The 25,049-nt window shown below is 43.1% G+C and carries 28 protein-coding genes and 1 other RNA gene; 13 read left to right on the top strand and 16 right to left on the bottom strand.

Going from position 1 to position 25,049, the window contains the following annotated elements:
• Window positions 1–4 precede the first annotated feature (4 nt).
• Window positions 5–307: an ArsR/SmtB family transcription factor gene (locus tag WN53_RS01195; RefSeq protein WP_024485301.1), complete on the bottom strand. Its 303-nt coding sequence runs from the start codon at window positions 305–307 to the stop codon at window positions 5–7.
• A gap of 121 nt (window positions 308–428) precedes the next feature.
• A complete protein-coding gene (locus WN53_RS01190; RefSeq protein ID WP_024485300.1) occupies window positions 429–1,067 on the bottom strand; it encodes a LysE family transporter in 639 nt (212 codons plus the stop codon).
• 215 nt (window positions 1,068–1,282) lie between these two features.
• Here WN53_RS01190 and WN53_RS01185 point away from each other — a divergent pair, with 215 nt between their 5' ends.
• Complete coding sequence (locus WN53_RS01185) at window positions 1,283–1,630, top strand: DUF6404 family protein (RefSeq protein ID WP_024485299.1); 348 nt, start codon at window positions 1,283–1,285, stop codon at window positions 1,628–1,630.
• Between the two features lie 52 nt (window positions 1,631–1,682).
• On the opposite strand, the gene WN53_RS01180 is transcribed toward WN53_RS01185, so the two are convergent.
• The 3 genes from WN53_RS01180 to WN53_RS01170 all read right to left on the bottom strand — a co-directional run bounded on the left by WN53_RS01180 (window position 1,683) and on the right by WN53_RS01170 (window position 8,167).
• Window positions 1,683–1,940: a hypothetical protein gene (locus WN53_RS01180; protein ID WP_024485298.1), complete on the bottom strand. Its 258-nt coding sequence runs from the start codon at window positions 1,938–1,940 to the stop codon at window positions 1,683–1,685.
• A 59-nt stretch (window positions 1,941–1,999) separates the two neighbouring features.
• The gene (locus WN53_RS01175; protein WP_024485297.1) at window positions 2,000–2,389 is read right to left on the bottom strand and encodes a GFA family protein; all 390 of its coding nucleotides are present in this window, start codon (window positions 2,387–2,389) and stop codon (window positions 2,000–2,002) included.
• A gap of 222 nt (window positions 2,390–2,611) precedes the next feature.
• Complete coding sequence (locus tag WN53_RS01170; protein ID WP_024485296.1) at window positions 2,612–8,167, bottom strand: DUF3320 domain-containing protein; 5,556 nt, start codon at window positions 8,165–8,167, stop codon at window positions 2,612–2,614.
• 960 nt (window positions 8,168–9,127) lie between these two features.
• Between WN53_RS01170 and WN53_RS01165 the strand changes: the two genes are divergently transcribed.
• Together WN53_RS01165 and WN53_RS01160 are read left to right on the top strand one after the other, a co-directional pair.
• Window positions 9,128–9,331, top strand: coding sequence for a helix-turn-helix transcriptional regulator (locus WN53_RS01165; protein WP_046807990.1), 204 nt, complete (start codon window positions 9,128–9,130; stop codon window positions 9,329–9,331).
• 27 nt (window positions 9,332–9,358) lie between these two features.
• Window positions 9,359–9,586 (top strand): hypothetical protein, encoded by a 228-nt coding sequence (locus WN53_RS01160; RefSeq protein ID WP_024485295.1) that lies wholly within the window; start codon window positions 9,359–9,361, stop codon window positions 9,584–9,586.
• Window positions 9,587–9,681: 95 nt separating this feature from the next.
• On the opposite strand, the gene WN53_RS01155 is transcribed toward WN53_RS01160, so the two are convergent.
• On the bottom strand, window positions 9,682–9,957 hold the full coding sequence (locus WN53_RS01155) for a helix-turn-helix domain-containing protein (protein WP_024485294.1): 276 nt from the start codon (window positions 9,955–9,957) through the stop codon (window positions 9,682–9,684).
• Window positions 9,954–10,799, bottom strand: a complete 846-nt coding sequence (locus WN53_RS01150; RefSeq protein WP_024485293.1) for a replication initiation protein — start codon at window positions 10,797–10,799, stop codon at window positions 9,954–9,956. Before WN53_RS01150 ends, WN53_RS01155 begins: the two co-directional genes overlap by 4 nt.
• 660 nt (window positions 10,800–11,459) lie before the next feature.
• On the opposite strand from WN53_RS01150, the gene WN53_RS01145 reads away from it, so the two are divergent.
• The 7 genes from WN53_RS01145 to WN53_RS01125 all read left to right on the top strand — a co-directional run bounded on the left by WN53_RS01145 (window position 11,460) and on the right by WN53_RS01125 (window position 15,137).
• Window positions 11,460–11,747, top strand: a complete 288-nt coding sequence (locus WN53_RS01145) for a hypothetical protein (RefSeq protein ID WP_024485292.1) — start codon at window positions 11,460–11,462, stop codon at window positions 11,745–11,747.
• Window positions 11,748–11,750: 3 nt separating this feature from the next.
• A complete protein-coding gene (locus WN53_RS01140) occupies window positions 11,751–12,026 on the top strand; it encodes a hypothetical protein (protein ID WP_024485291.1) in 276 nt (91 codons plus the stop codon).
• Between the two features lie 504 nt (window positions 12,027–12,530).
• Entirely contained in the window at window positions 12,531–12,854 is a 324-nt protein-coding gene (locus tag WN53_RS01135) for a hypothetical protein (RefSeq protein ID WP_024485290.1), read from the top strand.
• Between the two features lie 7 nt (window positions 12,855–12,861).
• On the top strand, window positions 12,862–13,038 hold the full coding sequence (locus WN53_RS28775) for a hypothetical protein (RefSeq protein WP_167669088.1): 177 nt from the start codon (window positions 12,862–12,864) through the stop codon (window positions 13,036–13,038).
• 14 nt (window positions 13,039–13,052) lie between these two features.
• Entirely contained in the window at window positions 13,053–13,328 is a 276-nt protein-coding gene (locus tag WN53_RS01130) for a hypothetical protein (protein WP_244887735.1), read from the top strand.
• Window positions 13,295–13,693, top strand: coding sequence for a plasmid mobilization protein (locus WN53_RS27020; RefSeq protein WP_071784980.1), 399 nt, complete (start codon window positions 13,295–13,297; stop codon window positions 13,691–13,693). Before WN53_RS01130 ends, WN53_RS27020 begins: the two co-directional genes overlap by 34 nt.
• Complete coding sequence (locus WN53_RS01125; RefSeq protein ID WP_024485288.1) at window positions 13,665–15,137, top strand: relaxase/mobilization nuclease domain-containing protein; 1,473 nt, start codon at window positions 13,665–13,667, stop codon at window positions 15,135–15,137. The genes WN53_RS27020 and WN53_RS01125 overlap by 29 nt, the downstream gene beginning before the upstream one ends.
• A gap of 86 nt (window positions 15,138–15,223) precedes the next feature.
• Here WN53_RS01125 and WN53_RS01120 read toward each other — a convergent pair whose 3' ends face one another.
• The 6 genes from WN53_RS01120 to smpB all read right to left on the bottom strand — a co-directional run bounded on the left by WN53_RS01120 (window position 15,224) and on the right by smpB (window position 20,281).
• Window positions 15,224–15,667 carry an SLATT domain-containing protein gene (locus WN53_RS01120; protein ID WP_228457211.1) on the bottom strand — a complete coding sequence of 148 codons (444 nt, stop codon included), beginning with the start codon at window positions 15,665–15,667 and terminating at the stop codon, window positions 15,224–15,226.
• Window positions 15,664–16,650, bottom strand: coding sequence for a GTP pyrophosphokinase (locus WN53_RS01115; RefSeq protein ID WP_024485287.1), 987 nt, complete (start codon window positions 16,648–16,650; stop codon window positions 15,664–15,666). Before WN53_RS01115 ends, WN53_RS01120 begins: the two co-directional genes overlap by 4 nt.
• Before the next feature lie 3 nt (window positions 16,651–16,653).
• On the bottom strand, window positions 16,654–17,709 hold the full coding sequence (locus WN53_RS01110) for a nucleoid-associated protein (RefSeq protein WP_046807989.1): 1,056 nt from the start codon (window positions 17,707–17,709) through the stop codon (window positions 16,654–16,656).
• 282 nt (window positions 17,710–17,991) lie between these two features.
• Complete coding sequence (locus WN53_RS01105) at window positions 17,992–19,221, bottom strand: integrase domain-containing protein (RefSeq protein WP_167669086.1); 1,230 nt, start codon at window positions 19,219–19,221, stop codon at window positions 17,992–17,994.
• A gap of 165 nt (window positions 19,222–19,386) precedes the next feature.
• Window positions 19,387–19,750: a transfer-messenger RNA gene (gene ssrA, locus WN53_RS27015) on the bottom strand.
• 48 nt (window positions 19,751–19,798) lie between these two features.
• A complete protein-coding gene (smpB, locus tag WN53_RS01100) occupies window positions 19,799–20,281 on the bottom strand; it encodes an SsrA-binding protein SmpB (RefSeq protein ID WP_021178921.1) in 483 nt (160 codons plus the stop codon).
• A gap of 161 nt (window positions 20,282–20,442) precedes the next feature.
• Between smpB and WN53_RS01095 the strand changes: the two genes are divergently transcribed.
• Together WN53_RS01095 and WN53_RS01090 are read left to right on the top strand one after the other, a co-directional pair.
• Complete coding sequence (locus WN53_RS01095; protein ID WP_021178920.1) at window positions 20,443–20,877, top strand: type II toxin-antitoxin system RatA family toxin; 435 nt, start codon at window positions 20,443–20,445, stop codon at window positions 20,875–20,877.
• Window positions 20,870–21,154 carry an RnfH family protein gene (locus WN53_RS01090; protein WP_024485807.1) on the top strand — a complete coding sequence of 95 codons (285 nt, stop codon included), beginning with the start codon at window positions 20,870–20,872 and terminating at the stop codon, window positions 21,152–21,154. The genes WN53_RS01095 and WN53_RS01090 overlap by 8 nt, the downstream gene beginning before the upstream one ends.
• Before the next feature lie 113 nt (window positions 21,155–21,267).
• Here WN53_RS01090 and bamE read toward each other — a convergent pair whose 3' ends face one another.
• From bamE to nadK, 3 genes are all read right to left on the bottom strand, one after another.
• Entirely contained in the window at window positions 21,268–21,606 is a 339-nt protein-coding gene (bamE, locus tag WN53_RS01085) for an outer membrane protein assembly factor BamE (RefSeq protein WP_021178918.1), read from the bottom strand.
• Between the two features lie 103 nt (window positions 21,607–21,709).
• Window positions 21,710–23,371 carry a DNA repair protein RecN gene (recN, locus tag WN53_RS01080; RefSeq protein WP_024485806.1) on the bottom strand — a complete coding sequence of 554 codons (1,662 nt, stop codon included), beginning with the start codon at window positions 23,369–23,371 and terminating at the stop codon, window positions 21,710–21,712.
• 86 nt (window positions 23,372–23,457) lie between these two features.
• On the bottom strand, window positions 23,458–24,336 hold the full coding sequence (gene nadK / locus WN53_RS01075) for an NAD(+) kinase (RefSeq protein WP_024485805.1): 879 nt from the start codon (window positions 24,334–24,336) through the stop codon (window positions 23,458–23,460).
• Window positions 24,337–24,460: 124 nt separating this feature from the next.
• Here nadK and grpE point away from each other — a divergent pair, with 124 nt between their 5' ends.
• On the top strand, window positions 24,461–25,036 hold the full coding sequence (grpE, locus tag WN53_RS01070) for a nucleotide exchange factor GrpE (RefSeq protein WP_021178915.1): 576 nt from the start codon (window positions 24,461–24,463) through the stop codon (window positions 25,034–25,036).
• Window positions 25,037–25,049 lie beyond the last annotated feature (13 nt).

Raw genomic sequence — 25,049 nt, 5'->3', positions numbered from 1 at the left:
GTCCTCAGGGGCAATAGATGGCTTTTAGCGTGCCGATGACCTGCTGCACGGCGCTATTTTTAATCGAGTAATTGATGCGCTGCCGATCGCGGGTGCTTTCAATCAGCCCTTCCTCGCGCATCTTGGCCAGATGCTGTGAGGTCGCTGATGGGCTAAGCCCGGTAGCTAGCGCCAGCTCACCGGCACTGGTGCCTGGCGCGTCCACCAACATACAAAGGATCAACAGGCGGCGGGGGTTGCTCATGGCTTTGAGCAACGTCGCGGCGGCATTGGCACTGGCAAGCAGCGAGGCGTTTTCGTCAGTCATTTGTTATTTTAGTATTTGCTAAATTTAGTTAATGCTAAAGTAAATGGCGGAAAAATGCACGTGCTTTTTCAAATGGCAGACAAAGGCCAAACTTGGGCTCATGCACAACGATATATACCGGCTATAGGGAGCGGCGCGTGAGGCCTTCGTAAATCAGCTTAATGGCGAAAGCCCCGATCACCACACCGATTGCTCGGCTGGCTCCCCGTTGCATGCTGGCATAGGTGCGCCGTACCGCTGGCAAGGAGAATGCCTGGCTGAGAAAAACGCGCCAGATAACCGAACTGAGCACTATTCCCAGCCAGGCACTCAGTTTGGCCCAGGCGGGCGTATTGGCGTTGAGGGTTACGGAGAAGATACTGATGAAAAACAGCACCGTCTGCGGGTTGGAGAGATCGGTGATCAGGCCTCGGCGGAAGAAGACATACCAAGGCGCACTGAGCGGTTGTTGCAGCGCAGGGGAGTGTGGCGTTGCCTGCTTATTCATACTTTTATAGGCAAACCATAGAAGATATAACCCGCCGATGACCTTGATGAACGAGAAGATCCCCTCGCATTGGGTGATCAACGTTGCCATGCCAAACAGGCCCAGCCCGGAATAAAGGGCGTCACCCAGCGCTACGCCAAGGCCGGTAAGCATGCCTGCTCGGCTGCCAGAAGCCAGGCTGGTTTGCACCACGACGAACAGGTTAGCGCCGGGATTGAAAAACGTTAACACAAATAGGCCGATCGTCAGGGTGATTGCATGTAGTGGATCCATCTCGGCTATCCTTTCTGCGCTCAAACACCAATGATATGGCTAGTCCTGCACCGGAGATGCGAATCGCATCACATCCACGACTGAGTAATGACAGAACCCTATCAGGCCCACTATAGGGCGAGGATCTAAACGGTGAAAAACCTTTAAGCGGCAGTTCTCAAACTGTGCTCGATCTGATAAAAAAATAGACTTGTTGCTAGTGAAGGGACTCAACTATGACGTTTGATGAAAAGAAGGAACGGGCATTAGCGTTGATGGCAGAGAAAAAGATGTGGCGTTGCAATTATGCTCCACCGCTCTTGCGCCTGCTGTGGAGGTTAGGCGTCCAGATCCCACCGCCACCGTTTATGTCGTTCTGGCTGAATGTGCTTTGCTTCGGTGGTTTTTTTGGCACTATTTGGGTTCTGTTTATGTGGTTTACGACTTGGAAAAGCGAATGCTACAGCGTATTGATGGCGCTGCAGACAAGCTTGCAGGTTGGGTTGCCGTTTGGCCTGATGATGGCGCTATATCACTATTGGCGCAAGAGGGTAAACAAGCTGCCGGACTGGGACAGTCTTTGATTGGCGGGTGGGGGCATAAGCCACTCGCCTGAGCCCCCAGCAAGCTGTGCTGTCAGCCTTTAGGCAATAAGGCACCAATCAGTGAGGTAAACACGCCACCAGTGGTAAAGGCATGCGCTGTTTTGTATTCCTCACCCTTGATGTCTTTAAATCTGACAAGGGCCGCTTGCGGGGAAGTGGCTTGCAACTCTTCAAATTGCTTGGCATAGCCTTTATCTAACAGGTGCTTTTGATTATCTGCGAAATCGGGTACAGAGTTATCCAGTACCACAATCTGCTCGCCCTTCACGAAAAAACTGTAAATCACCATAGTATCTTCCTTTTGCTGGTGTCACGACTATCCCAAGATCGGATGAATTCTGTGCACTGTCAAGGTGGGCTATCAGGAAACAGTTTCTGCCACCATTCGGTTTTCATATCTTCAAAAGAATGGTATTCCGGTGCCAGCGCAGGATCGTTTGGGTTATCAAATACCCCACTCAGTAATGCAATAACGGGGCCGTCATCTATGGCCCCAATGGAACTACCCCACCGTGGGCAAAAGGCTCGGCTTGAGGCCGGTGAGGAACGGTAGGTTGCGGGTTTGCCACCTTCCCCGATCCATTGCACATTGGAAGCCGAGAACTCAATCCATGCCGCGGACTGGGCACCGGTGTGCTTTTGGCAAATATCGCATGAGCAGGTGTGTGGGTTTGCTGGGCTGGTTGCCTTAAAGCGTATGGCTCCGCACAGGCAGCCGCCGGAAAACTCGTTGGTCATGCGTATTTGCTCGATGGTTGAGTGGGAGTTTAAAGTTAGCAGCGGAGATTCTATATCGCTATAACTGAAGGTAATTTATTGATGTTTAGAGTTATATTTTGGTATGACTGTTCAGCTTTTTAAAGCTTAACGCAGGAGCTCAAAAGCTAAAGAAGAGGGTGTTGATATCAGGCATTGCACCCCAAGGCCGCTTTCGCGACCTTGGGCAACTGTCTAAAGCCATTAATTTTCCACTGTTTCGCTAACAATAATCATTGTATTTTCTCTCCTCAGAACACCTTCATTCAATAAAACTTCTATGACTTCAGATATTGTCTTTCTCAAGACGCTGCTTGTTGCTCTGAATCCCAACATTCTGGAAACAGATGAAATGATCTCGTCATCTGTGGCCCCTAAGTTTCTTGTCACCACTGCCTTGATGCCGACGGCTATTTCTTCAGGAGCAATCATTTCAGGTTTTCTCAGACCAGATGACTGAACGTTCTGTCGATTTCGGAGCGTGACTTCTGAGGTGCTACACATAAGGAAATTCCCAGCCTGCAATATCGTTCCTTTTTTGCATGCGATATTGATTGCCTGATTTACTGCCGCTTCTATTCTTGCCCCGGCACGCTGTAACCCCCATGCGGTTCTTAGGCGTGTAACGACTTCACTGACATGAATTGGTGACTCTGTTTGAACAATTTTTTCAATCAGGTCTACCAAAATGCTCGCTGGTGTTTCATGCAGCTGCCAATTGGCATGAAACTCTGGGGTAGACTCGATATAATTATCAACATTCTCAAGACTCTGTTCAGCATCGACGAGACCAATTTCTGTTACAGACTCACGTTCAATAGTGATAATTTCAATGGGCACAGCTCTGGTATCAGAACTCCTGCGCTCCGAACGAAGGGCAAGTTCATTTTTTGCTGTTTCGATTGCTTCGACAGTACGTTGCAACTGTTCTTCTGGTCGCTGGAACCAGTCTGAACTCCAAATTCGGTGAATAATCCACCCATGATCCTCCAGCACGGATTGGCGCAATCTGTCACGTTCACGGGCGGACCGAGAGCTATGATAGGCTCGACCATCACACTCAATGCCAATCAGATATCGTCCTGGCATATCAGGATCTGCAATGGCTAAATCGATAAAGAATCCAGCAATGCCAACTTGTGGATGGACCTGGTAACCTCTCTTTTGAAGTGCATCAGCCACCTGTTCCTCAAACACACTATCCATTGCACGATCGGATTTTTGAGCCAGGGATAAACGTCCTGTGCGAGCGTATTGAAGAAACAGTTTGAACGCAAAGACACCTTTGCCTTTTGCCCGCTCAAGATCGATATCTTCGTCAGTGATTGACGCAAAAACCTCACAACGTCGTTTTGCTCGACTTATCAGAACATTCAAGCGGCGTTCTCCTCCCTCCGCACCTAGAGGGCCGAAACGCATCGCCATGTAACCATTGGTATTTTTGGCATAGCCAACGGAAATCATAATAACATCGCGCTCATCTCCCTGAACGTTCTCTAGGTTTTTAACAAAGAATGGTTCATTTGGATGGGCATGGAAGAAATCTTCCAACTCCGGATTCAAGCGGCGTAATACCTCTAGTTCATCCTGGATTGCTTTTCGCTGTGAAACCGAGAATGTCGCAACACCCAGAGACAGCCCTTTATGATTTTGTGCGTGTTCCATTATTGCTGTAGCTACACGCCTTGCTTCCACCGGGTTAGAGCTGCTGCTTCCCGACTCAAAAACACCATTTTGTACATGATGAAATAGCAACCCCATTCCGGCTTCTTGAGTGTACGGGCTAGGTACTATAAAGAGTTTATTCTCATAAAATTGGCTGTTAGATACAGCAATTAATGATTGATGGCGGCTACGATAATGCCAACGCAACATTCTCTGCGGTAATCCTCTGGCGACAAATAATCCCAATACACTCTCGATATCTGCCACCTGTGAAAGTTCATCATCATCCTCATTATCCGATTCCGTCATTCTAGAGAAGAAGCTGGTTGGGGGTAATTGTCGTTCATCACCTACGACAACCACTTGCCCACATCTTGCAATGGCGCCGATGGCATCAACAGGTTGGATCTGGCTAGCTTCATCCATCACGAGAAGATCAAATTTTTGGCATCCAGGTACCAGAAATTGTGCAATAGATAATGGACTCATCATCATTACTGGTTTTAGAGCTTGTATCGCCATGCCAGCCTTTAGCATTAGCTGCCGGATTGGCATGTGCCCCCTCTTACGTGCCATTTCTGCACGCAGAATACCAACAGGGCCCGCACCACCTATTTGAGATGGAATTCTACGATGGTGTGCTCTAACCACTTCAAAGCTAGCTGCTTTGATACGCTTACGATCCAAGTCAGAAAACTTTTCCACCTCTCGGGAATGAAGCTCTCCATCAAATCGAACAAGCTCAGGATCTTGTTCCACCATTAATGCCAATAAGGATTCATAATAAGTACGTTCAACAGCGGTGAAGCTGTTTTCTTGCGTAAGGCTTCCATTTGCAAGTTTTTCAATAAACTCGCTCATGCCTAGATTTTTAGCTAAAGAAGCTCGGTATTGCCAAGCAACCCATTTGGAAAGCTGTTCTGAATTATCCATCCACAATAGCAACTTAGTGCCTGCTGCTAGTATTGATAATTCATCAATTGAAGCTACTTTAAACAGCGTCTCAGTTTTTGAAGCTAATCTTATCGACAGGTTATCGATAGTGTTGATAAGTTTAATGCCTGTTTGTTGATATTCCTTTGCAAGTTCCGCTATTTCATTTCGATCGTTGATGTTGGCTGCAATATAACGTAAATCCTGATGCTGCTCTATCCAGTTGGATGCTTGCATCAATGATTTCCAATCGGAATCACTTTTCATCCAGCTATTAGCAAATGCCTGAGTGCCTAGAGTATCAAAAGAGTCTATTGTCTGAGATAGTTGCTTCAACTTTATTGTTTTCGATAGTAAGCATCGCCTTTCACTTAAGTTTTCTGGCGGATTTTTAAATAGCTCTCTAGATCTTTCGTCAACCCAGATTAACTTTTTAACATATTTCTCGATAAAATTAAGAGGTACGCGACTTATAGAAAAGTTATTTTCAAAGAATTCATTTGGTGTCGAGCCGAAAGCGTTCCATAGAGTATCTAACTGAACACTTACCTGTTCAAATGTGGTGTTAAGTTGTTCAACTTGGTATTTGACTAAATCACGATCCGCAAGGCGGCTAGCAAGAACCCGAGTTTCTGTATTGAATTCTTTTAATGTCTTCATCCAATCGATAAGTGCTAATAATAGTTGGTTATTGCTATTTTCCCCACGCCAATCACTGCCAAATGCGGCTTGTCCAAATGCATCGAGTTCTTTTATTTTTTTTCTTAACGATTGTACTTCCAGCAGTTTATCTAGTAATTCAACTTGCAATGGAATTGGCATTGAAGGGTCGCGAATAAGGGATCGCACAAAAGCCCGGGATTTTCGCCATTCACTGCTGAAAAACCGAAGTGGATCTGTTTGTACTGCTAAACTGTTTCTCGCAGTAATAACGTCAGCTTCCCAGGCAACCCCTTGTAGTTGGTGTTCAATATTAGAATACGTTTCGGTTAATCGTATTATCGAGTTAACGAGGTCTGAAGCTTGTTCAACACCTTGCTCCCAAACGGATGCAATGAGGGCTTCGGGGCTGACATCGGGCACAGAGGCCACTTTTTCACCTAGTTCGATCAACTGCTTGATATCTTGGCAAGTATCCCGTCCGGTTTGGGACCCTAATTCAAGCTGTAGTTGACGTGCTTCAGCCAGCAGTTTTGTCAACGACCTCTGAAGAGGAATTGCAGTGGCAAAGCCTGAGGGTAATAAACTATCCGGAAGCGCTTTTAATTCAACCTCAAGTTCAGTAAGAGGCATGTTTAAATTTCCAACTACAATCTCACTCTCAAGTTCTGCAAAGCTCCTTTGATAATCAAGGCCTAAATTAATTAGATTATTGATCTCTACTAGTTTAGTTTTCCATATTGGCGAGGTTAAGGCTTCCACAGAGAGATTTGGGGCGCTGTTAATGTGCTCCGTAACCACCACGAGTTCATCAATATCTTTGAAGGTGTTAGGAGCAGGAAATAGCGCTACATTTCTTGCTAGCGCTACAGTTTTAGAATAAAAATCTGCAAGTTGGATTAGCACTGCGTTAATATCAGGGACTAAACGTTCCACCTCGCTGGGTATTATTATTTCAAGACCAACGCCATGCCACGGGTGATTATCAGGTATCCCAATATCATTTACCCTATCTAAGAGTTCTTTTGTAAGCTCTAAGCGTTTTGTAACATCATTGCTGCTCCATAATTCGATACCGTGCAAACGGAAATTTGTTGGGGTTTGGCCAACCTGGCGTAGGCGGACTAAGTGACCCATGACTTGATATGGAGTGAGCTCCGAAGGGCTATAAACCTTATGGATCCTCGCAGGATGCTGGTTTAATAGGTCTCGAACTTCGGTCAGATTATCTATCAATGTGTCTGAGAATTCTCCGCGGGGGGAACCTAATTCCCAAACTCTTTTAAGTTCTTCCAGGAAGGCGCGCTTGTTTGTTTTGTTGCTGTGTAACTCTAGACAAGCATCGCCAACGCCGTACTGATCAAGGCGACGCTTAACAACCTCTAGAGCAGCCATTTTTTCAGCAACGAAAAGAACTGTTTTTCCATCCGCTACAGCAGAAGCAATGATGTTTGCGATAGTTTGTGACTTACCTGTTCCAGGTGGCCCCTGTATGACTAAACTTTTACCCCGACGGACCTCATGAATCGCAAGAGTTTGTGAACTGTCACTATCCATGATGTGCAGCATATCTTTTGGTGGAATAATAGGGTCGATTGGTACATCTTCGGATAGCAGACTGTCATCTTCATCAAACCCATCCGACATCAGTGCACGGATAATGGGTTGGGAGGTAATACTATCTTTGGCGGGCCAATTAGCAGGATCTAGATCGCGATACATTAAAAATTTAGCGAAGGAAAATAAGCCCAAAGAGATATCATTTTCTAGAACTTGCCAATCAGGCTTAAGGCTGACTGCTTCAGCGATATCTGACATGTAACTAATGATATTTAATTCATGATTATCATCTAGTCTCATCTCTGGAAGAGTAATTTGGTGAATTCTTTCTAAAAAAGCCTCAAGGGAAAGGTTGGCGATAATTTCTTCGTTCCTTGCTCGTAGTTTAAACCTTTCACCAACATTGCCACGTTCAAGAGTTACAGGAATTAAAATTAACGGTGCATAGCGAATATTTTCTTTATTAGCAGGATCTATCCATTTTAACGTTCCCAGTGCTAAATAAAGAATATTGACACCTTGTTCTTCCTCTAACGTTCTAGAGTCGTGATAAAGGTCCAATAGCCTTTTTTGTAACCCTTTAGCCGTTAGCCTTGTTTGGAGTTTTGTATCTAAATGCTGCGCTTTTGGAGTATCATCTTCTTTGAACGGATAGAGAAATGTTTCAATGTCATCATTCACTTCTTCACTTTCCTGGCTATCATCATCTTTGCCAGTTTTTCCATGCAGGAAGGTAAAGGTTTTAGCTTCAACCACTAATAGCTTATAAATATCTTCAGAGCGCTCATCACACACATCAAGAAATTTTGACGTCCGTGCTCTGGGAATGTTGAGCAATCTATTTCTAGCACCTAAATCAAGCAGTTGCGCTCGTGCTCTTTCAAGTTTTTGCTCAAGGGAGAATGCATTGCTTTGAAATAGTGTCCCTTCGTTATCATTCATACAATTATTAGTCCGTCATATTGTTCTTGTTAACCCCTACGCTATCTGAGATATCATTGCGGTAGGATGCTATGAAAGAGTGCTGATGAATATTTTATAATAATTTAATAATGACTTTACTCCAGCCCCGAGAGGAAGTGAAGAGGGGTATTCTGGTTTAGGTCTCTGTTTTCGCGTCTTTTGCCGATTGGTCGCAAGATTACCTTTCTAAGTTTCGATGAGACAGAGGGAGGGATAGGGTGCGGACCACACGTTAAGATAGGCTATTTGATGCTATTAGGAAAATTCTCACCCATTAAAATTTTCCTCCATAAAGTCGCTAGCCTCATCTTCTAGGGGCGTAGGTTTCAAACACAAAAAAGCCCGCAACGTGAATTGCGGGCTTTTTCGTCACTGTCGCCGGGTCTATCTGGTATCACTGGCGACCTATTTGGGCTGGGGTCCCTGTGTTTTATTTCGCAATATTTTGATTTTTATTGTTATTTTTGTAATTAATTTCACTCAGGGTTCAATAAAGGGTCCTAAAAAGGCGTAAGCACTGATTTTACTTTCTCCAGAGTTAAAATCTTCAACATTGTGGACGGTGAGGAGTTGAACTCAAGCAACAAAATCCATCAGGTTCAGAGGCTTTTTACCACAGGCACAATGGTAAACGTTTTACCACGAACCAAGTGTCCTCTAAGTGCCAAGCAAGAAGGATAGAGTGAAATCCTGCAGAATTATACGTGGATTTGTTTAACTCATTGATAAACATATTTTTATTAAAAAAACTCTTATGGAGTGTAATATTAGCACTTTTTGCAAAAGCCCTTCAAAGCCTACGCTGGCTTGCTTTCAAAATCCCTCCTACAAACCTGTCTAAAAATGCACCACATCTTGATCAATTCGTGCTTTTTGAGAGTTGATCGTCATAAGCGATCTGAAGATACTGCATCTATCAAAACAACGAAGGAAAAAAATATGAAAAAAATAAAAAGATTTATGCGATTACCCGAGGTTCTTGAAAGAACTGGATTAAGTAAACCTTGGATTTATCGGCTGATCGGTAGAGGTGAATTCCCTTCTCCTATAAAGTTGGGTGGAAGAGCAATAGGCTTTATTGAAAGTGAAATAGATGAATGGATTGACAAAATGATTTACTTATCAAGAAATAAAGCGGCATAACTAACGTAAATAAAAGAGAGGTTATATATGAAAACAAATATTGAAAAATGCACAATGAAAATGGATTCATTTGATTGGGGAACTTTAGATATTCTTGAAGAATATTTATACAATGATTGGTTGCTTGAATGCTATGATAAAGGTCCTTTTTATAGCATATTTAATACGTACAAAAAAAGTAATCACGAAACGCAGGAAGCATTAAAGCATTACGCTCTTTTCAGAAAGAGAAAGATACAAGCAGAAGAGTGGTAAGTTAGTATTTTGATAGCGAATGATATTTGGGATAAGCTTCCGAGCATTTAGGGTTATGTATGGAAAATATACTAAATGAAAAAAAATATAAGCCACTAGCGTGGCTTATATTGTTTATTCTGTAATGATAAATACCTTCTATAATAAGCTATCGCACTATATTCGGTTGTATTCATTCTTTCAGCTACTTCTTTCCATTTCAAACCGGATGATCTTAGATTAAACGCAATAAGGCGTTTTTCTTCTGCTTCTTTTAAATAGTCTTCACGAGGAAGGGATATATAGTTTTTCACAGTAGAAATAGATACACCAAACTTTTCTGCCATTTCTTTTTGTGTCATTGGTCTTTTCATTCTTTTCTGTATAATCATAAATTCTCCAAAAATTTTATTAATGATTTTGCTTTTCTTGTTTTTTTGGCTCTTGCTGATTGGATTGAAGAAAATCTTTCAGCCGTAAAGTTTCTCCACGTCCATTTACAAATACTGGTATTAATCTGTTTTATTTCACTGTATGTCAATGGATTACTATGATTACTATAATCATTCAGCATTGTAGCTTTTGAAAACATACCAAGATAAAAATCATTATATGTTTTATTTGCTTTATATTTCAAAACTTCTTTATAAGCTATTATTCTTAGATCTTCAAATAAATTAACGTTGCGACCTAAACCATATATTTCACTTCTGCTTTTAATATTTTTCGTCGTAAGAACTTCAGGCACAAACTCAGACAAGTAAGTTAAATCATAGGTTTCACTCTCAGCCCACGTTGTGCGCCATTCAGCTTCATTTAACGGGTTTTTTATTAAAATATCAGCATAAGCCTTATCAGCATCTAATCTTTCTATAAAACCACATTGAACAATGGACGCAAGTTTCAAAGGTTTTATTCTTGCCGAGTCTGTTTTAAGAACTGGATTTTTTAAAGCATACAGCAAGTGTGCATGGCCATTTCTGGTATTCTGTATGATTATATTAGGTTTCGGCAAATCAGCTAGATCCCAAGCAATAGCGCCGTATTCGTGGTCTACATCGAATACAAAACCGTTAATGAAAGAACGATTATTAAATCCAATATATTTCTTCAGCAATGCCTTTTCTTTAGGGTTTCGATACACACCATCATTAAAATCATCTGTGCTTAATGCGTATTTTTGAATTTGACTTTTGAATTTATCTGCATTATATATATCTTGTTTTAAATACATTTAGCTTTCCTTAATAAAGTAAACGCTCCTTTTTATAAGTTTCTCTGACTGGTAAAATAGGGGCTTTATTTTTTTTCGTTCACAACCAACATAGTTAGTTATACCTTTTATATTTTCTTGTAATATACAAAATAAATAATGCATTTTAATACTTTGTCAAGTAGATATTAACCATATCAGATAGTATGTGTTATTAGGTTATTAATATTACTCAGTGAAGCTATATTTATAGTCTAAAGGTGTCTTATGATTTTATGGCACTAATAAAATATAACTAGATCTAAAAAGTCCACAGGGCGAAGCCCAATAAATTAAAGAACAAAACCATGCCTATAAGGTATTAAAATATTTTCTGTGCCTTATAGCCCATCATAGACCTTTGCCTGTTGTTGCCCATCGTCAGGATTCGAATCTTTAACAGATAATGATCGGTTAAAAAGATCGATAAAAACTTATTGATAGGTTTTAGTAATCAAAAGTCGTTGGATCGATCGGTATTTAATTGGTTTAATCGATCGATTTACTACAAGTGATAGCTTTAGGCTATTGCACTGTGCTTTTCGATCGGTACAAACGATATGACGAACAATGAAAATAATTGAATTCTAAGACGTTTGCAGGCCAAGCGGTGGTCTGTGTCTCATCAGTGAAGGAAAAGGTATGCGTAAACTTATGATGGTGGCAGGTTTAGTGACGCTATTGTCTGGTTGTGGCGATGATGGCATCTATGGCAACTACGTTAATCAACAATACGGTGTCAGGCTTGATGTTCAGAAAGATGTGATCAAGTTCAGAAATGGCGTTTTTACTGTTAAAAGCTGGGATGAAAGCAAGAAACCCATCTATATAGCCAAAACGCAAAACAAAGATCTTGGCTCTTGGACTTTTAAAATCGAAAAAGTCAAAGATGGCGTTGTCTATCAAGGTGCTGTTTTTAAAAGGAACTGAAAAATGGAAAACAAAACAATCAAATGCCCTTTTTGTCTAAAAGAAAGCCAAAGAGGTGTTCAGGTATGCACAGGCTGCCAAGCGTCAGTTCTATATGGAACATATCCCGGTTGGTATGCGGCGGTGATCATCCTGTTAGCTTTTGGTCTGTCAGTGCTGATTGGAATGTCTACTGGCATGGCAGGAGCTACTATTAGCTTACCAATAATAGCTATTGTCGGTTTTGTCGCAGGTAAGGCAATTTTCTCAGACAACATTATCTTCAGAAGAAGAATGTAAATCAGTCTTGTCTTTCAGGGTGATGCTCCACTACGTGAACCATCACCCATATAAATTTTATTTCCTCCCCTATGTCATCAAGCACTAAATCGGAACCCGCAAACGGGACCCCACGATTTAGCACTTGACGATTTGCCCCCGCTGAAAATTTTACGCAAAGCTATTTATTACGCATGGCTACCAGAAGACAATATATTATTTACCCTATCTTTTATTTACATTTTATTCGTCGTGCAGTGTATTAGTTTATGTAGCCGCTATTGACAAGTATTTTAGATCGGTTATTTATTTAAATATAGATTGAGTTCAGCTTTATTTTTGTTTTTCGGAAACTAAGGCAAGGTGTAATAGCGTATCCGCTATTTACCCAATCCTTCGGATTGCCCTATCTCGCTTTGCTCGTAGGGTTGAAAAAGATCTACCCTTCCGCTTATTTCCCCTATCAAGGGGAAGCGGTAAACAATAGTTAGTTTTACATTTTAATAATGAACCAAGGAGTTATATATGGCATTACCTAAACACGCTAAGGATTTTGAACCTTTTATAGAAGAAGATTACACGCATATGAAATATTGCTTCAGATGTCAGAGAAAAAGAAAGGCAATATTATATGCTGATTTTGTTATTGTTGAGAGATTAATAAAATTCGATCCTAACGTTTCAGACGCTCAAGCATTTGATGGTTGGGTGCGTGAAGAGACTGAACAAGTTGAAATATTACGTATCTTTTATTCCTGCAAAAAATGCGGGGGCAGGAATGTTTTATGCGATTTTGACAGTTTATCAGATGATATTTTGCAAGAATATAAAATAAGAAATAAGGAGTAAATAAAATATGATGATTATGTCTGTAGCAATGGTAATACTTTGTATTATGTTAGGCGGTTTTATGATTAGAAGCTGCACAGGAAAAACAAACTCTTCAAGCGAAGCAAAGCAAGCAATATCAGATGTTAGGAAAATGATAGATAAAAAAGCTCTCATAAAATATAAAAGGAATAATAGAATATGAATGTGGAAAACTTAATGAATAATATGACCATGGAATATAAGTTCGAAATACTGGCAAGGTTTTTTTATTACATAGAAAAAGATGGAAATATACCATTCAATGAAATCAATGGTGATGAGCGAGATTTATGTTATTTTGTGGCTAATAGATATATTACAGAAAATAAAGCTGAGGAGCTTATTAAAGCATTACTTATTGACAATGATAACGACTACATAAGAGCAACTGAAGATTACATTATTATGAGGAATAAAGAATGCCAACAACAGATCGAAAAAGAGGACGTATAAATTTAAGTGCTGACGAACGCAGAGATATATCTATACAGTTCAGAGTAAACAAAGCAGAGTTTGAATATTTAAAAGAACTTGTAGAATCTTCTGGCCTTGAAAGAGGCCACTACATTAGAAGAGAAATATTAAAATCTGAACCTGTTGTAAGAAGAAAGATGCCAGAAGTTAATCAAAAAACTTATATACAACTTTCATCATTGGGAAACAATATAAATCAGGCAGCAAAGAAACTAAATAGCAATGAGTATTTTGATAAAGGCGAAGTTGATAAGCTTAATTTTAATATAAAGCAAGTTGGCAGAAGGATATTAGAAATAAACAAGGATCTAAATTATGAAGGGATACGTAGCGAAGTCAGGTAAATCATTTAAAAACAGAGTTAAGTATATATTAAAAGATGATCATGGTTTCATTTGTAGCAATATGTCAGCAGATAAAAATAATGTTAGTGATTTAACTGATGAGTTTAAAGCTGTAAGCAGTTTCAGACCTGATATAAATAAACCAACTTTTCATGCGTTTTTATCTCTTCCAAAAGATGAGAAGCTCACAGATGAACAATGGCAGGAGATAGCAAAAGACTATTTGAAAGAAATGAATATCGATATAGAAAAACATCAATATATTTGTGTGCGTCATAAAGATACTGATCAAGACCATATCCATATAGTAGCTAATCGAGTGGGTTTAGACGGTTCTGTATGGCACGGTCAACACTCAGCATTTAATACAATAGCAGCTTGTGAACGTCTGGAGATAAAGCACGGCTTAACCATTACACAAGGGCTTAAAGGTCAAAAATCAGAGGTATCAGCACCAACCAAGAACGAAATTGAAATGGCATTGAGGACGGGAGAAAAGCCAGCCCGTTTGGTGCTTCAAGCGTCTCTACAAGCAGCTATGGAAGGAAAACCAAATTTAGAGACGTTCATAGAACGTCTGCAGGCCGTAGGCATTGAACCTTGGTTCAATGTTGCCAGCACTGGCAACGTAGCGGGGGTTTCATTCAGTGTAAATGACATAGCATTTAAGGGATCTTCATTAGGTAAAAAATTCAGTTGGAACACAATTAAAACGAAGGTGAAATATGACAAAAATAGAGATGATGAACTCGTTAGAAGCTTCTCAGCAAGAAAAGATGATGAACCAAATAGTATTGGACGATCACCTATTGAACCAAATATCAATGACGGTAGAGCCACTGACCGAATCGATGATGATATTATCGGAGTCAGTCAGTACGGCATTAAATCAGACGCAACAGACATTAACCAGAGTGAACAACTCATTAGAAACAACAATAACAGCTTTAAACTCAGCGAAAAATATAATAGACCAACAGTCCCTAAAGTTAGAAGAACAACACAAAAAACTGCACAAATACTCAACAGAGTTAAAAAACAATACAATAAAGAACCAATCAAAACTTATACTAAAAGTATCTTTAGTCGTGGGAGTAATACATTTAGCGGCAGTTCTATCAGTAGGATACTTGATCATTCAGAAACAGCAACAACTGCTACCAATCAATTTAGACTCAAAGGCCGTCGCAGTTTCAATAGTAGAGCAACTAAGATCGAAGAGATAAGAGAAAGGTTAAATATTAAAAAAACTATTGCTCAGGTAAAAATTAAAGAAAAACTAATTAAAGAAGATATAAATAAAAAGCCAGCGTACATAGTTGACTATGAAAATAGATTTAAATCTAAATTTAACAAAAAGATTAAAAATAATCTTGCTGAAAAACAAGCTCCACTAGAAGAAATAGAAGAAAACCTTCCACCAAAAATACGTTTCAAGCTGTAATAGAGGAGGGTTGGCCCTCCTTTTACAACTAAGTTATTTTATATACCAATATAGTGTCGTAATTTATTTTAATATGCGTATATCTACTAGGAAGATAAGTTGCTTTTTTCTTGGCTTTTAATCTTTTCCCAACGAGCTAAATCCATATCCCAGATAGACAAGTATTCATCAATGTAAAGATCAATAGTGTTTTGGGTTAGATTATCATCCTTTCCCATTAGGCGTAATTTATTTTGTATTTGATATAGCTTTAGCAAAGTCCATTTTTGTCGTGCCCATTGTTCTTGATAGGAAAAATGTGATTCAAGGCCAACGGTTAAAGTCAAAAGTGCGCTTGTTATTAGTGAGAGCGTAGAAAGATTTATATGACCGTTGCTTATACCAACCAAGACAGTTGTAAGAGCTGCGAAAGACAAGCTCAGTAGTTTAAGAGCATTCGCTTTTTTTTTGGTAGTTTTTACTTTTTCTTTCATTTTCAATATTTTTTCATCAACTTCATTCAACAAAGCAGTTAAATTTTTATTCATCATTTACCCATAATTAACATGATTTCATTCAAATCATTTTCTGAAAATGGCCATTTATTTCTAAATATCTGTGGCTTTTTATCAACCATAAATAAGCAAAAAATAATGGCAGCACTTTGTTTAATATAGCTTCCTGTTATACAGTCAGAGTTGATTTTTTCAGAAAAATATTCTTTATAATCTTGGTTGATATCAAAATATGCTTGATATGTTTTGAATAGTGGGTCAGTTAAAGTGTCGAAGTAAACATTTAAAATATGATATAGAATTTTATCTTTTGCTTTTTTATTGTAATTTTCATTAATCTGGCAATTCATGGAGATAGAATGGCTGGCCCATTTTTCTATTTTAGCATTGCTTTTATTGAGTTCATTTTTTGCTAAGAGAAATAACTCATCAGTGGACTCCATTAGCGCTATAGTTCTTGCCATTCTCCGTTTAATATCAGATGATGGCTTAGCTTTACACTTATATACTGAATCATGTGATACTTCAGCATATGCGTGCTGAAGAAGCGTTCTCACTTGGATTTCGCATGGAGTGCCGACTGGTATCAATGTGTTTTCATCTATTGATATAGGTTCTAAGTTTTTAACCACATAATGAACAGATTGATAATCGAACAAATATGGTTTTTCTTCTTTTTCTTTTATAAAATCTCGGTCATCAGAGTATTCCCATATTGGGCAATCTTCGATTATATCTTTTATTATTGGGATGTCATCTGTCAGAAGAACAACAAATCTTACACCAACTTTATCTGTTATATCTTTGTAAGGGTTATCATAGTTTTTTGATCTGTAAAACGCTTTCTCTATAAGTGATGATATATCTTTTAATCTATATGATGGAGTGATTTTTAAAATAGACTCCATATCCTTTTCTACTAAACAATCGCAGATGTGCTGAAGGACGAGTTCACCCCAAGAGGAATAAATGATCTTCTCTCGGTCAAAAATTTCGATAAACTCGTCTACCTCATTCATACCTTAGTTTCCTATTAAATAACCATTAATTTTCACTATGGTGAACTCATCATTACGCTCGATTATTTTACAAGGACTATCGCCATTTATTGAAGGGTAAATTATTTTGACTTCATTGCTAAATTTAAATGTTGAGCTTTTTATTTTATTTTTAATCAAAGAATCATCTTTTTTAAATGATGAAATTACCGGATCTTTTTCTTCACAAAAAGAAATGTAATCATCGCGTTTATCAACAGCCATGTATTTCTCTGAAAAATCATTTGTTCCAATAATCTCTGATTGTTCTGTTTTAAGGTATATTCTTAGTGCGCTTGAAAGATCGATTCTTTCTTCAATTGATTCACTATTTTCATTAATATAATTTTCTGTGATTTCATAAAAACTTCTGGTTAATCGGCTAGAATCTGCTGAAATAGAAAGGCCTAAAAACCCTTTATAAAAATAAGCCGCAGCACCTGAATCGTCTTTTGATGTAAGATTATTATCGAATAAGTAAACTTCATACGATTTTTTATTTATAGTAGGTAATCGAGTTATTTCAGAAAAGAAAGCAACTTTATAAAGTTTTTGTTCAGGTGTTAGGATTAAGTTATTTAAATAATCGATTGTGGCAACATTATCTTTTAACGTTGAAGTGAACCCTTCATGCAGTTCTGCTTTGATTATTGCGACAGCCCTTGTTTTTTTTGTAATCCCGTATGAGCACCTGACTACGACGAGAACACCTTCAGGATGCTTTTTGCTGGTTTGTGCCCTACCTAACTTGTCGGCTATATCTTTGCTTTTCGATACAAAAACTTCCTCGCCAGCATTGTGCAAGGCATGAATTTTATCAAGTGGCTCATCTTCAACTATGTCCATCTCAATACATTTTGACCCCCTTGACAAAACTTTGGTCAGTCTTTGCTCAAGTGTCAGTTTTGCCTTTCCTGACAAAGGGATAATGTTATTTGAATGTTCAACAGCAAAATGGGACTGCTGACCGGGTAGATAGATCCTATGGATGATCAAATCGGTTATGTTCAGGTTTATTAAATTCAGTGGGCTTTTTATCACTGTTTTATCCTTATCAATCACATGGTTAGCTGTTGAGAGAAACACTCGCACTTACATAATACCATATTCAATCAATAACATAGGAATGCTCCCGAAATCATAACCGTTTTTCGAAAGGTGCTGGCCCATAGAACAAATCATTGTGCTACAGCATACAAAAGTAACTGTTTATTTATACAGTATTGTGGGGGCAGAGGCAATAACAACCAAGCTTCTTAGCTTTTTCGGATGTTATGCTCAGTGCGGCATATCTGTTTTGAACTGCTAGCAGATGTCCCTCTTTCACGCAGCAATTGCCTTATATTTCTGCGCCTGAACGTAATCTCCCCACCACTGCATCAGTTCTGTTCTTTCAGCAAGATACTCGGAACGATTGTAGGCAGCTATGATTTCGTTGTTCTTAGTATGAGCTAAGGCTGATTCAAGCACCTCTGTTCTGAATTTACCACTTTCTTCAGCAGCCGTTCTTGCTATAGAACGCATTCCGTGGGCTACCAGTTCACCACCGAATCCCATTCGGATGATTGCAGCATTAGCTGTTTGCTCATGCATGTGGTTAAGGGGGGCTTTGATACTTGGGAAAACCCACTCTCTATGACCACTGATCGGTTTAATTGACTCAAGGATGCGCATAGCTTCTTTGCTCAGCGGAATCTTGTGAGGGCGCTTCATCTTCATAAACTCACCGGGGATATTCCAGAACCGATTATCTTCGTCTATATCACTCCAACGAGCACGGACAGCTTCTCCCGGACGAACCCACGTAAGAAGCTGCCATTCAATTAGAAGACGTGTTTCGAGCCGTATTGAAGCGTTAGATATGGCGAGCATGAACCGGGGGAGTTCATTCGGTGGTAAAGCAGGCATGTTTTGCTTCTTGGGCTTACTGAATCGGTGACCGAGGTTATCAGCAGGATTAAACTCAATAAGTTCTTCTGTCGCAGCCCAACGGAAAATTTCATTTAGACGTGAAATGATACGGCGTAGGGTTTCCAATACGCCTCGTTGTTCTATGGGGTCAAGGTGTTGTTTTAAGAGCTTGGGGCGGATCTCTTTGATAGGAACATTGCCTAAACCGGGGAAAATATTTCGTTCAAGGCTCCGCCAGATGTCTTCTGCGTGGTCTGGAGAGATACCAGAGGTCTTAACCTTTTCATCTAACCATTTCCTAGCAACCGCTTGTAGCGTGTGCTCAGTGGCATCCTTAAGAGCATTAGCTTTATCGTTGTTGTGGATTTGCGGATCGATACCATTTGCCAGCAGCGATAAGTATTCATCACGTAAAGCCCGTGCCTTGGCAAGTGTGAGATGAGGATAGGTTCCTAAGCTCATCTTTGTTCGCTTTTTAGTTACTGGCACTGCATACCTGAAATACCAATTTTTCTTTCCACCCTTTGATAGGGGAGCGATTCGTAGCATCAGGCCGTCACCATCAAAAAGGTTGATCTCCTTTTCTGCTGGCTTGGTATTTTTGATTTCAGTATCAGTGAGTTTCTTAGCGATCTTTGCCATTTTAGGACCCTCGATTTTGGGACCCTTTGCATTGGGTCCCAAAAAGGGTGCCATAACGAGTAGCTTCTAGCAAATCTCAGTAGACTTCTGTAGACGTAAAAAAGCCCGCAAGGCTGGTTCCAAGCGGGCTTAGTAGACTTCAGTATACGTCATAATACTAAAAAGTGGTGGAGCTGGGGGGATTTGAACCCCCGTCCGAAATTACTACACCGTCGGCACTACATGCTTAGTCCAATCTTTACATTCGCCGGTCAGCTGCGGATGGACACGCCACTAACAAACTAGCCTGATTAGGTTTAGCACTTTAGCCCCAGGCAGGACTTCCATGCGATCTCTTTTGGGTTTGACCTCTCTTTATCCCCGTCTTAAGAGCGGAAGCTAGGGAGAGAGGGCTCTAAGCAGGGTATTAAGCTGCTAGTGCGTAGTTTTCGTCGTTTGCGACTATTTTTTTGCGGCTTTTTACGAGGCAAACCGCCCCTCGGCATGCTCCTAGGGCTTCGCAAATCCCGTCGAATCCAGAATCAGCCCCAAGTACTTTGTGCAGTATAACAGAAGATTACCCTGTTAAGCCAGCGGCTTAACGATTGGCATGCTTCATGATACGGGCTTTCGCCGTCTGCCACTCACGATCTTTGATGTCATCGCGCTTATCGTGTTCTTTCTTACCTTTGGCTACGCCGATCTTCACCTTGCTCCAGGCATTTTTCCAATACATGGAGAGAGCGACGACGGTATAACCATCGCGGGTAACGCGGCCAATCAGTGAGTCTAGCTCACGTTTTTTCAGCAGGAGTTTACGGGAACGTGTTGGATCGCATACCACATGAGTTGAAGCGACGTTCAGCGGCGAAATGGTGGCGCCAAACAGATAGGCTTCACCGTCGCGGAACATCACATAACTGTCGCTGATGTTAGCTTTGCCAGCACGCAGTGATTTTACTTCCCAACCTTGCAGGGCCAAACCCGCCTCGATCTCCTCTTCGATGGAGTATTCGAAACGTGCTCGCTTGTTTTGTGCAATGGTCGCGGAACCGGGTTTGTATGCTTTTTTCTTTGTCATAGTGCGCTCATTATACTGGATGGCGCAGCGAAAGAAATCCTTTCCCACTCAGCACCTGCGCAATTTCTCGCATTTTGGATCCGCGCCGCGCGTAGCAGATTTTTTGTTTGGCGCCAGATAAATGGTATTATCTGTACGTTTTTTGCCTCTCAGGAAATGATATGCCCCAGATCAGTCGTTCTGCATTAGTGCCATTCAGCGCTGAGCAGATGTATCAGTTGGTTAACGATGTTCATTCTTACCCCGATTTTCTGCCAGGATGCACCGGCAGCCGGGTGATTGCCGCTTCCCCAAATGAAATGACCGCCGCGGTAGAGGTGGCAAAAGCCGGCATCAGCAAAACCTTTACCACGCGCAATACGCTGCTGGATAACCAAAGCATCAATATGCAACTGGTCGATGGCCCGTTCCGCAAACTGATGGGCGGCTGGCAGTTCACCGCGTTAAGCCCCGAGGCGTGCAAGGTCGAGCTGCACCTGGATTTTGAGTTCACCAACAAACTGATCGAGCTGGCCTTCGGTAAAGTGTTTAAAGAACTGGCTGGTAGCATGGTGCAAGCGTTCACTCAGCGCGCCAAAGAGGTCTACAGTGTCTGAGATACGCGTTGAGGTGGTCTATGCGTTGCCAGAACGCCAGTATGTGCGCCAGGTTAAGTTGGCCGCAGGCAGCAGCGTTGAGCAGGCCATCCTGGCTTCAGGGCTGTTAGAGCTACGGAGCGATATCGATTTGGCCAGCAACAAGGTGGGTATTTACAGCCGACCGGCTAAGCTGAGCGATGCGCTCAATGATGGCGACAGGGTAGAGATTTACCGGCCATTGATTGCCGATCCGAAAGAACTGCGCCGTCAGCGGGCGGAAAAGGCAAAAAAATAAGGCGCTTAATGCGCCTTATCTTCATCAGAACGTTGTCTTCCGAGTTGCAGCCTGCGACTGTCATGAAGGATCTCACTCTTCCCCCACGGGCCGGATGACAGCTCCGGCTCGGCTTACTCGGTCAGTGCCGGTTTATTCTGCAGATCCGTCAACACGCCTGCGCTGTCGAACGTCAACGTCAGCGTTTGCTGCGTGATCTTCTCATGGCCTGGCTCTTGGCGGAACACGTAGAACCATGTCTGGGTACCAAACGGATCCTGCATCATTGGCGTGCCCAATGTGTAAGCAACCTGTTGTTGCGTCATTCCCTTGTGGATTTTTGCCACGTCGGTTGGTGTCAGGTAGTTACCCTGGTTGATATCAGGCCGGTAAACCACCTTCTCAAAAGTAGAACAGCCTGCGGTCAGCATCACAAGAACCACAGCGGCAGCTGTCAGCATTTTACAGCGCATAATAATCACATTCCTTTAGGGCATAGGATGCCGATGATAATAGACCTTGCAGCAGTTGGGAACCTTTACAGGGCCTCATTATGACCTCAGGAAAGTAAAAAAGTTATGCGGCCAGCAATTCTTTTGCGTTTGCCAGCGTATTTTTAGTGACTTCACTGCCGCCGAGCAGGCGCGCCAACTCTTGCAGACGGGCACGTTTGTCCAAGGGGGACATCTGGGTTTCGGTTACCGTGCCGTCGGTTTGCTTGCTGACAAATAAATGCTGATGACCGCAACCGGCGACCTGCGGCAGGTGGGTCACGCACATAACCTGAGTTGATTCACCCAACTGACGCAGCAGGCGGCCAACAATGGCGGCCGTTGGGCCACTGATGCCTACGTCCACCTCATCGAAGATCAGCGCCGGGGTTTCCATTTTACGGGCGGTAATGACCTGGATGGCTAACGCGATGCGGGAAAGCTCACCGCCGGAGGCCACTTTTGCCAGCGGCTGCAGCGGCTGCCCCGGGTTGGTGGAGACGCAGAACTCAACGCGGCTGGCCCCCTCACTGCTCAGGTATTCCGGTTCAAAGCGGACGTCGATATTAAATTTGCCGTGCGGCATCGAGAGCGCATTCATGCTCTCGGTGATCAGGGTAGTTAACTCGGCCGCATAGTGCTGCCGCTTCTGGTGCAACTGTTCTGCCAGCGCCAGTGCCTGTTGATGATGCAGGTTGACCGCCTCGCTCAGGTGTTGCTGATCGCTGGCCTGTTGGGAAAGCAGCTGTTGCTCATCCAGCAGTTGTTGATGCAGGCCGGGTAATTCTTCCGGTGAAACATGGTGCTTACGTGCCAGGCTGATTTGGCGCGACAGGCGCTGTTCCAGCTCATGCAGGCGGTTGGGATCGAGATCCATGCGGTCTGCGTAATGGCGCAGTTCATCGCTGGCTTCGCTGATTTGGATCGAGGCCTCTTCCAGCATATCCAGCAGGCCGCTTAACTTCTCATCCATGCCGATCAGGTCCAGCAGCAGGTGCTTGGTGGTGTAGAGCTGGCTGAGCATGTTGTGTTGTTCGTCATCGGCTAGCAGTTGTAGGGCCTGCTGGCTTAGGGTCAGCAACTGGCCGCTGTTGGCCAGACGCTTGTATTCGCTGTCGATCTGCTCAAATTCACCGGCCTGTGGGGCGAATTCGTTCAGCTCTTTCAACTGGTATTGCAGCAGTTGCTTGCGGGCATCGCGTTCGAGAGATTGCTGCTGATGGTGCGCCAGTTCGCGGCAGCTTTGATGCCATTGGTGGTAAGCCTGGTGCATGGCTGCCTGTAGGGCGGGTTCGCCAGCATAGGCATCCAGCAACTGTTTTTGGTGTTCGGGTTTTAGCAGCAGCTGGTGAGCATGCTGGCCGTGGATCTGGATCAGGCGTTGGCCAAGTTCCCGCAATTGGGAAAGGGGAACGGCGGTGCCGTTGATAAAACCACGGGAGCGGCCATCTGTCCCGATCACCCGGCGCAGCAGGCACTCGTTGCTGTCATCCAGCTGGTTTTGCTCCAGCCATTCGCGGGCGGATGGGGTATCTGCCAGTGAGAAACGGGCACAGATATCGGCACGGGAGGCCCCCAGACGTACGACGTTGCCGTCTGCGCGGTTGCCGAGGCACAGGCCTAACGCATCTATAGCAATCGACTTACCGGCACCGGTCTCACCGGTGATTGCCGTCATACCCGCTTGAAAGTCGATCTCCAACTCACGAACGATAGCAAAATTGCTGATGGTTAATTGCGCCAACATAGGGACCTTCCTGTGTATAAACACATAACTGTGATTTCATACAGTATAAACTGGTTTTATATACAGTAAAGCGGTTGGCGCCATTTTTAGAATAATTTTTTTGACCAGCCCAATTTGGTGCTCAACGTATTGAAATAGCTGTAGTCCTTGGGGTGGATCAGGTTTAAGTGGAAGTCGCTGCGGCGGATTAGTACCTCTTCGCCTTCCTGGATGGGCAGGGCGATCTGGCTGTCGCAGCTGATTTCCAGATCGCTGCCGATATGGGAAAACTTCAGGCGAATGGTGCTGTCGCCGTTGATCACCAGCGGCCGGGCGGAAAGCGTGTGCGGGAACATTGGCACCAGCGCGATGGCTTCCAGTGATGGAGTCAGAATGGGCCCACCTGCGGAAAGTGAGTAGGCGGTAGAACCGGTTGGCGTGGCGATGATCAGCCCATCGGAACGCTGCGAGAAGGCGAAGCGATCGTCAATATAGACTTCGAACTCGATCATATGCGCCACCTTGCCAGGGTGTAGCACCACTTCGTTAATCGCGGTGCTGACGCGGCATTGCTGGTGCTCTTTATGGACGATGGTTTCCAGCAGGAAGCGTTTCTCGTCGATATATTCCCCTTCCAGCACGTCCGCCAACTGCTGGAGTGCGTTGTCCGGGTCGAGATCGGTCAGGAAGCCGAGATTGCCACGGTTTACCCCGATCACCTTGATGTCATAACGCGCCAATACCCGCGCTGCGCCCAGCATATTACCGTCACCACCCACCACGACGGCCAGATCGGCCCGTTGACCAATCTCCGCCAGGCTGCCGGTGTCTACGTCTTTCATGCCCAAATCGTGGGCAATCTGGCGTTCAAGGATCACCTTGTAGCCACGGGCAACCAACCATTCAAACAGCATTTCATGAGTAGCCAATGCGGAAGGGTGACGCGGGTGCCCAACAATGCCAATACATGCAAATTTTTTCTTCATCGCTGCCATTTTCCTCACCAGGGACGGTTTATGCCCCACATTGTGACCGGTTGACTTGAAACCCCGGTTTTGATCCCCATAATAAGCCAAGTTGCGAGATTAATGCTAAAACGCGGAGATATTCATGAGTAGTAAAGAACAGAAGACGCCAAACGAGCAAGCCTCGGAAGAAATGGAACAGCAAGCACAGCACGAGGAAGCCATGGCGGCAGGCGCCGATCTGCGCGATGATCGCATTGCCGAGTTGGAAGCCCAACTGGCTGAAGCTCAGCAACGCGAGCGTGACAGTGTGCTGCGTGCCAAGGCCGAAATGGAAAACGTTCGTCGCCGTAGCGAGCTGGATGTCGAGAAGGCTCACAAATTCGCGCTGGAAAAATTCTCCGGTGATTTGCTGCCGGTGATCGACAACCTGGAGCGTGCGCTGGAGCTGGCGGACAAGAACAACCCTGAACTGGTCGCGATGATCGAAGGGATTGAACTGACGCTGAAGTCACTGCTGGACGCGGTACGCAAGTACGGCATCGAAGTGGTAGGCGAGCTCAACGTGCCATTCAACCCGGACGTTCACCAGGCGATGAGCCTGATGGAATCAGCCGACCATCAGCCGAACCATGTGATGATGGTGATGCAGAAAGGCTACACGCTGAATGGCCGCCTGCTGCGCCCTGCGATGGTAGCGGTATCCAAAGCCAAGTCTTAATAAGACTTGCTGG

The sequence above is a fragment of the Serratia fonticola genome, from assembly GCF_001006005.1.
In the GTDB taxonomy this organism is placed as follows: Bacteria; Pseudomonadota; Gammaproteobacteria; order Enterobacterales; family Enterobacteriaceae; genus Chania; species Chania fonticola.
The sequence above is the reverse complement of the archived record's forward strand: the minus strand, read 5'-3'. Positions and strand labels throughout refer to the sequence as shown.

Bases quoted from the DNA above. Each gene is read 5' to 3' on its own strand.
- WN53_RS27020 (WP_071784980.1), top strand. From the start codon at position 13,295: ATGCCAACAACAGATCGAAAAAGAGGACGTATAAATTTAAGTGCTGAC.
- WN53_RS01115 (WP_024485287.1), bottom strand. From the start codon at position 16,650: ATGAATGAGGTAGACGAGTTTATCGAAATTTTTGACCGAGAGAAGATC.
- WN53_RS01165 (WP_046807990.1), top strand. From the start codon at position 9,128: ATGAAAAAAATAAAAAGATTTATGCGATTACCCGAGGTTCTTGAAAGA.
- WN53_RS01195 (WP_024485301.1), bottom strand. From the start codon at position 307: ATGACTGACGAAAACGCCTCGCTGCTTGCCAGTGCCAATGCCGCCGCG.
- grpE (WP_021178915.1), top strand. From the start codon at position 24,461: ATGAGTAGTAAAGAACAGAAGACGCCAAACGAGCAAGCCTCGGAAGAA.
- WN53_RS01180 (WP_024485298.1), bottom strand. From the start codon at position 1,940: ATGGTGATTTACAGTTTTTTCGTGAAGGGCGAGCAGATTGTGGTACTG.
- WN53_RS01105 (WP_167669086.1), bottom strand. From the start codon at position 19,221: ATGGCAAAGATCGCTAAGAAACTCACTGATACTGAAATCAAAAATACC.
- WN53_RS01120 (WP_228457211.1), bottom strand. From the start codon at position 15,667: ATGATGAATAAAAATTTAACTGCTTTGTTGAATGAAGTTGATGAAAAA.
- WN53_RS01125 (WP_024485288.1), top strand. From the start codon at position 13,665: ATGAAGGGATACGTAGCGAAGTCAGGTAAATCATTTAAAAACAGAGTT.
- recN (WP_024485806.1), bottom strand. From the start codon at position 23,371: ATGTTGGCGCAATTAACCATCAGCAATTTTGCTATCGTTCGTGAGTTG.
- WN53_RS01150 (WP_024485293.1), bottom strand. From the start codon at position 10,799: ATGTATTTAAAACAAGATATATATAATGCAGATAAATTCAAAAGTCAA.
- WN53_RS01175 (WP_024485297.1), bottom strand. From the start codon at position 2,389: ATGACCAACGAGTTTTCCGGCGGCTGCCTGTGCGGAGCCATACGCTTT.
- WN53_RS01145 (WP_024485292.1), top strand. From the start codon at position 11,460: ATGCGTAAACTTATGATGGTGGCAGGTTTAGTGACGCTATTGTCTGGT.
- smpB (WP_021178921.1), bottom strand. From the start codon at position 20,281: ATGACAAAGAAAAAAGCATACAAACCCGGTTCCGCGACCATTGCACAA.
- WN53_RS01160 (WP_024485295.1), top strand. From the start codon at position 9,359: ATGAAAACAAATATTGAAAAATGCACAATGAAAATGGATTCATTTGAT.
- WN53_RS01130 (WP_244887735.1), top strand. From the start codon at position 13,053: ATGAATAATATGACCATGGAATATAAGTTCGAAATACTGGCAAGGTTT.
- nadK (WP_024485805.1), bottom strand. From the start codon at position 24,336: ATGAAGAAAAAATTTGCATGTATTGGCATTGTTGGGCACCCGCGTCAC.
- WN53_RS01155 (WP_024485294.1), bottom strand. From the start codon at position 9,957: ATGATTATACAGAAAAGAATGAAAAGACCAATGACACAAAAAGAAATG.
- WN53_RS01190 (WP_024485300.1), bottom strand. From the start codon at position 1,067: ATGGATCCACTACATGCAATCACCCTGACGATCGGCCTATTTGTGTTA.
- WN53_RS01095 (WP_021178920.1), top strand. From the start codon at position 20,443: ATGCCCCAGATCAGTCGTTCTGCATTAGTGCCATTCAGCGCTGAGCAG.
- WN53_RS01140 (WP_024485291.1), top strand. From the start codon at position 11,751: ATGGAAAACAAAACAATCAAATGCCCTTTTTGTCTAAAAGAAAGCCAA.
- WN53_RS28775 (WP_167669088.1), top strand. From the start codon at position 12,862: ATGATGATTATGTCTGTAGCAATGGTAATACTTTGTATTATGTTAGGC.
- WN53_RS01170 (WP_024485296.1), bottom strand. From the start codon at position 8,167: ATGAATGATAACGAAGGGACACTATTTCAAAGCAATGCATTCTCCCTT.
- bamE (WP_021178918.1), bottom strand. From the start codon at position 21,606: ATGCGCTGTAAAATGCTGACAGCTGCCGCTGTGGTTCTTGTGATGCTG.
- WN53_RS01135 (WP_024485290.1), top strand. From the start codon at position 12,531: ATGGCATTACCTAAACACGCTAAGGATTTTGAACCTTTTATAGAAGAA.
- WN53_RS01185 (WP_024485299.1), top strand. From the start codon at position 1,283: ATGACGTTTGATGAAAAGAAGGAACGGGCATTAGCGTTGATGGCAGAG.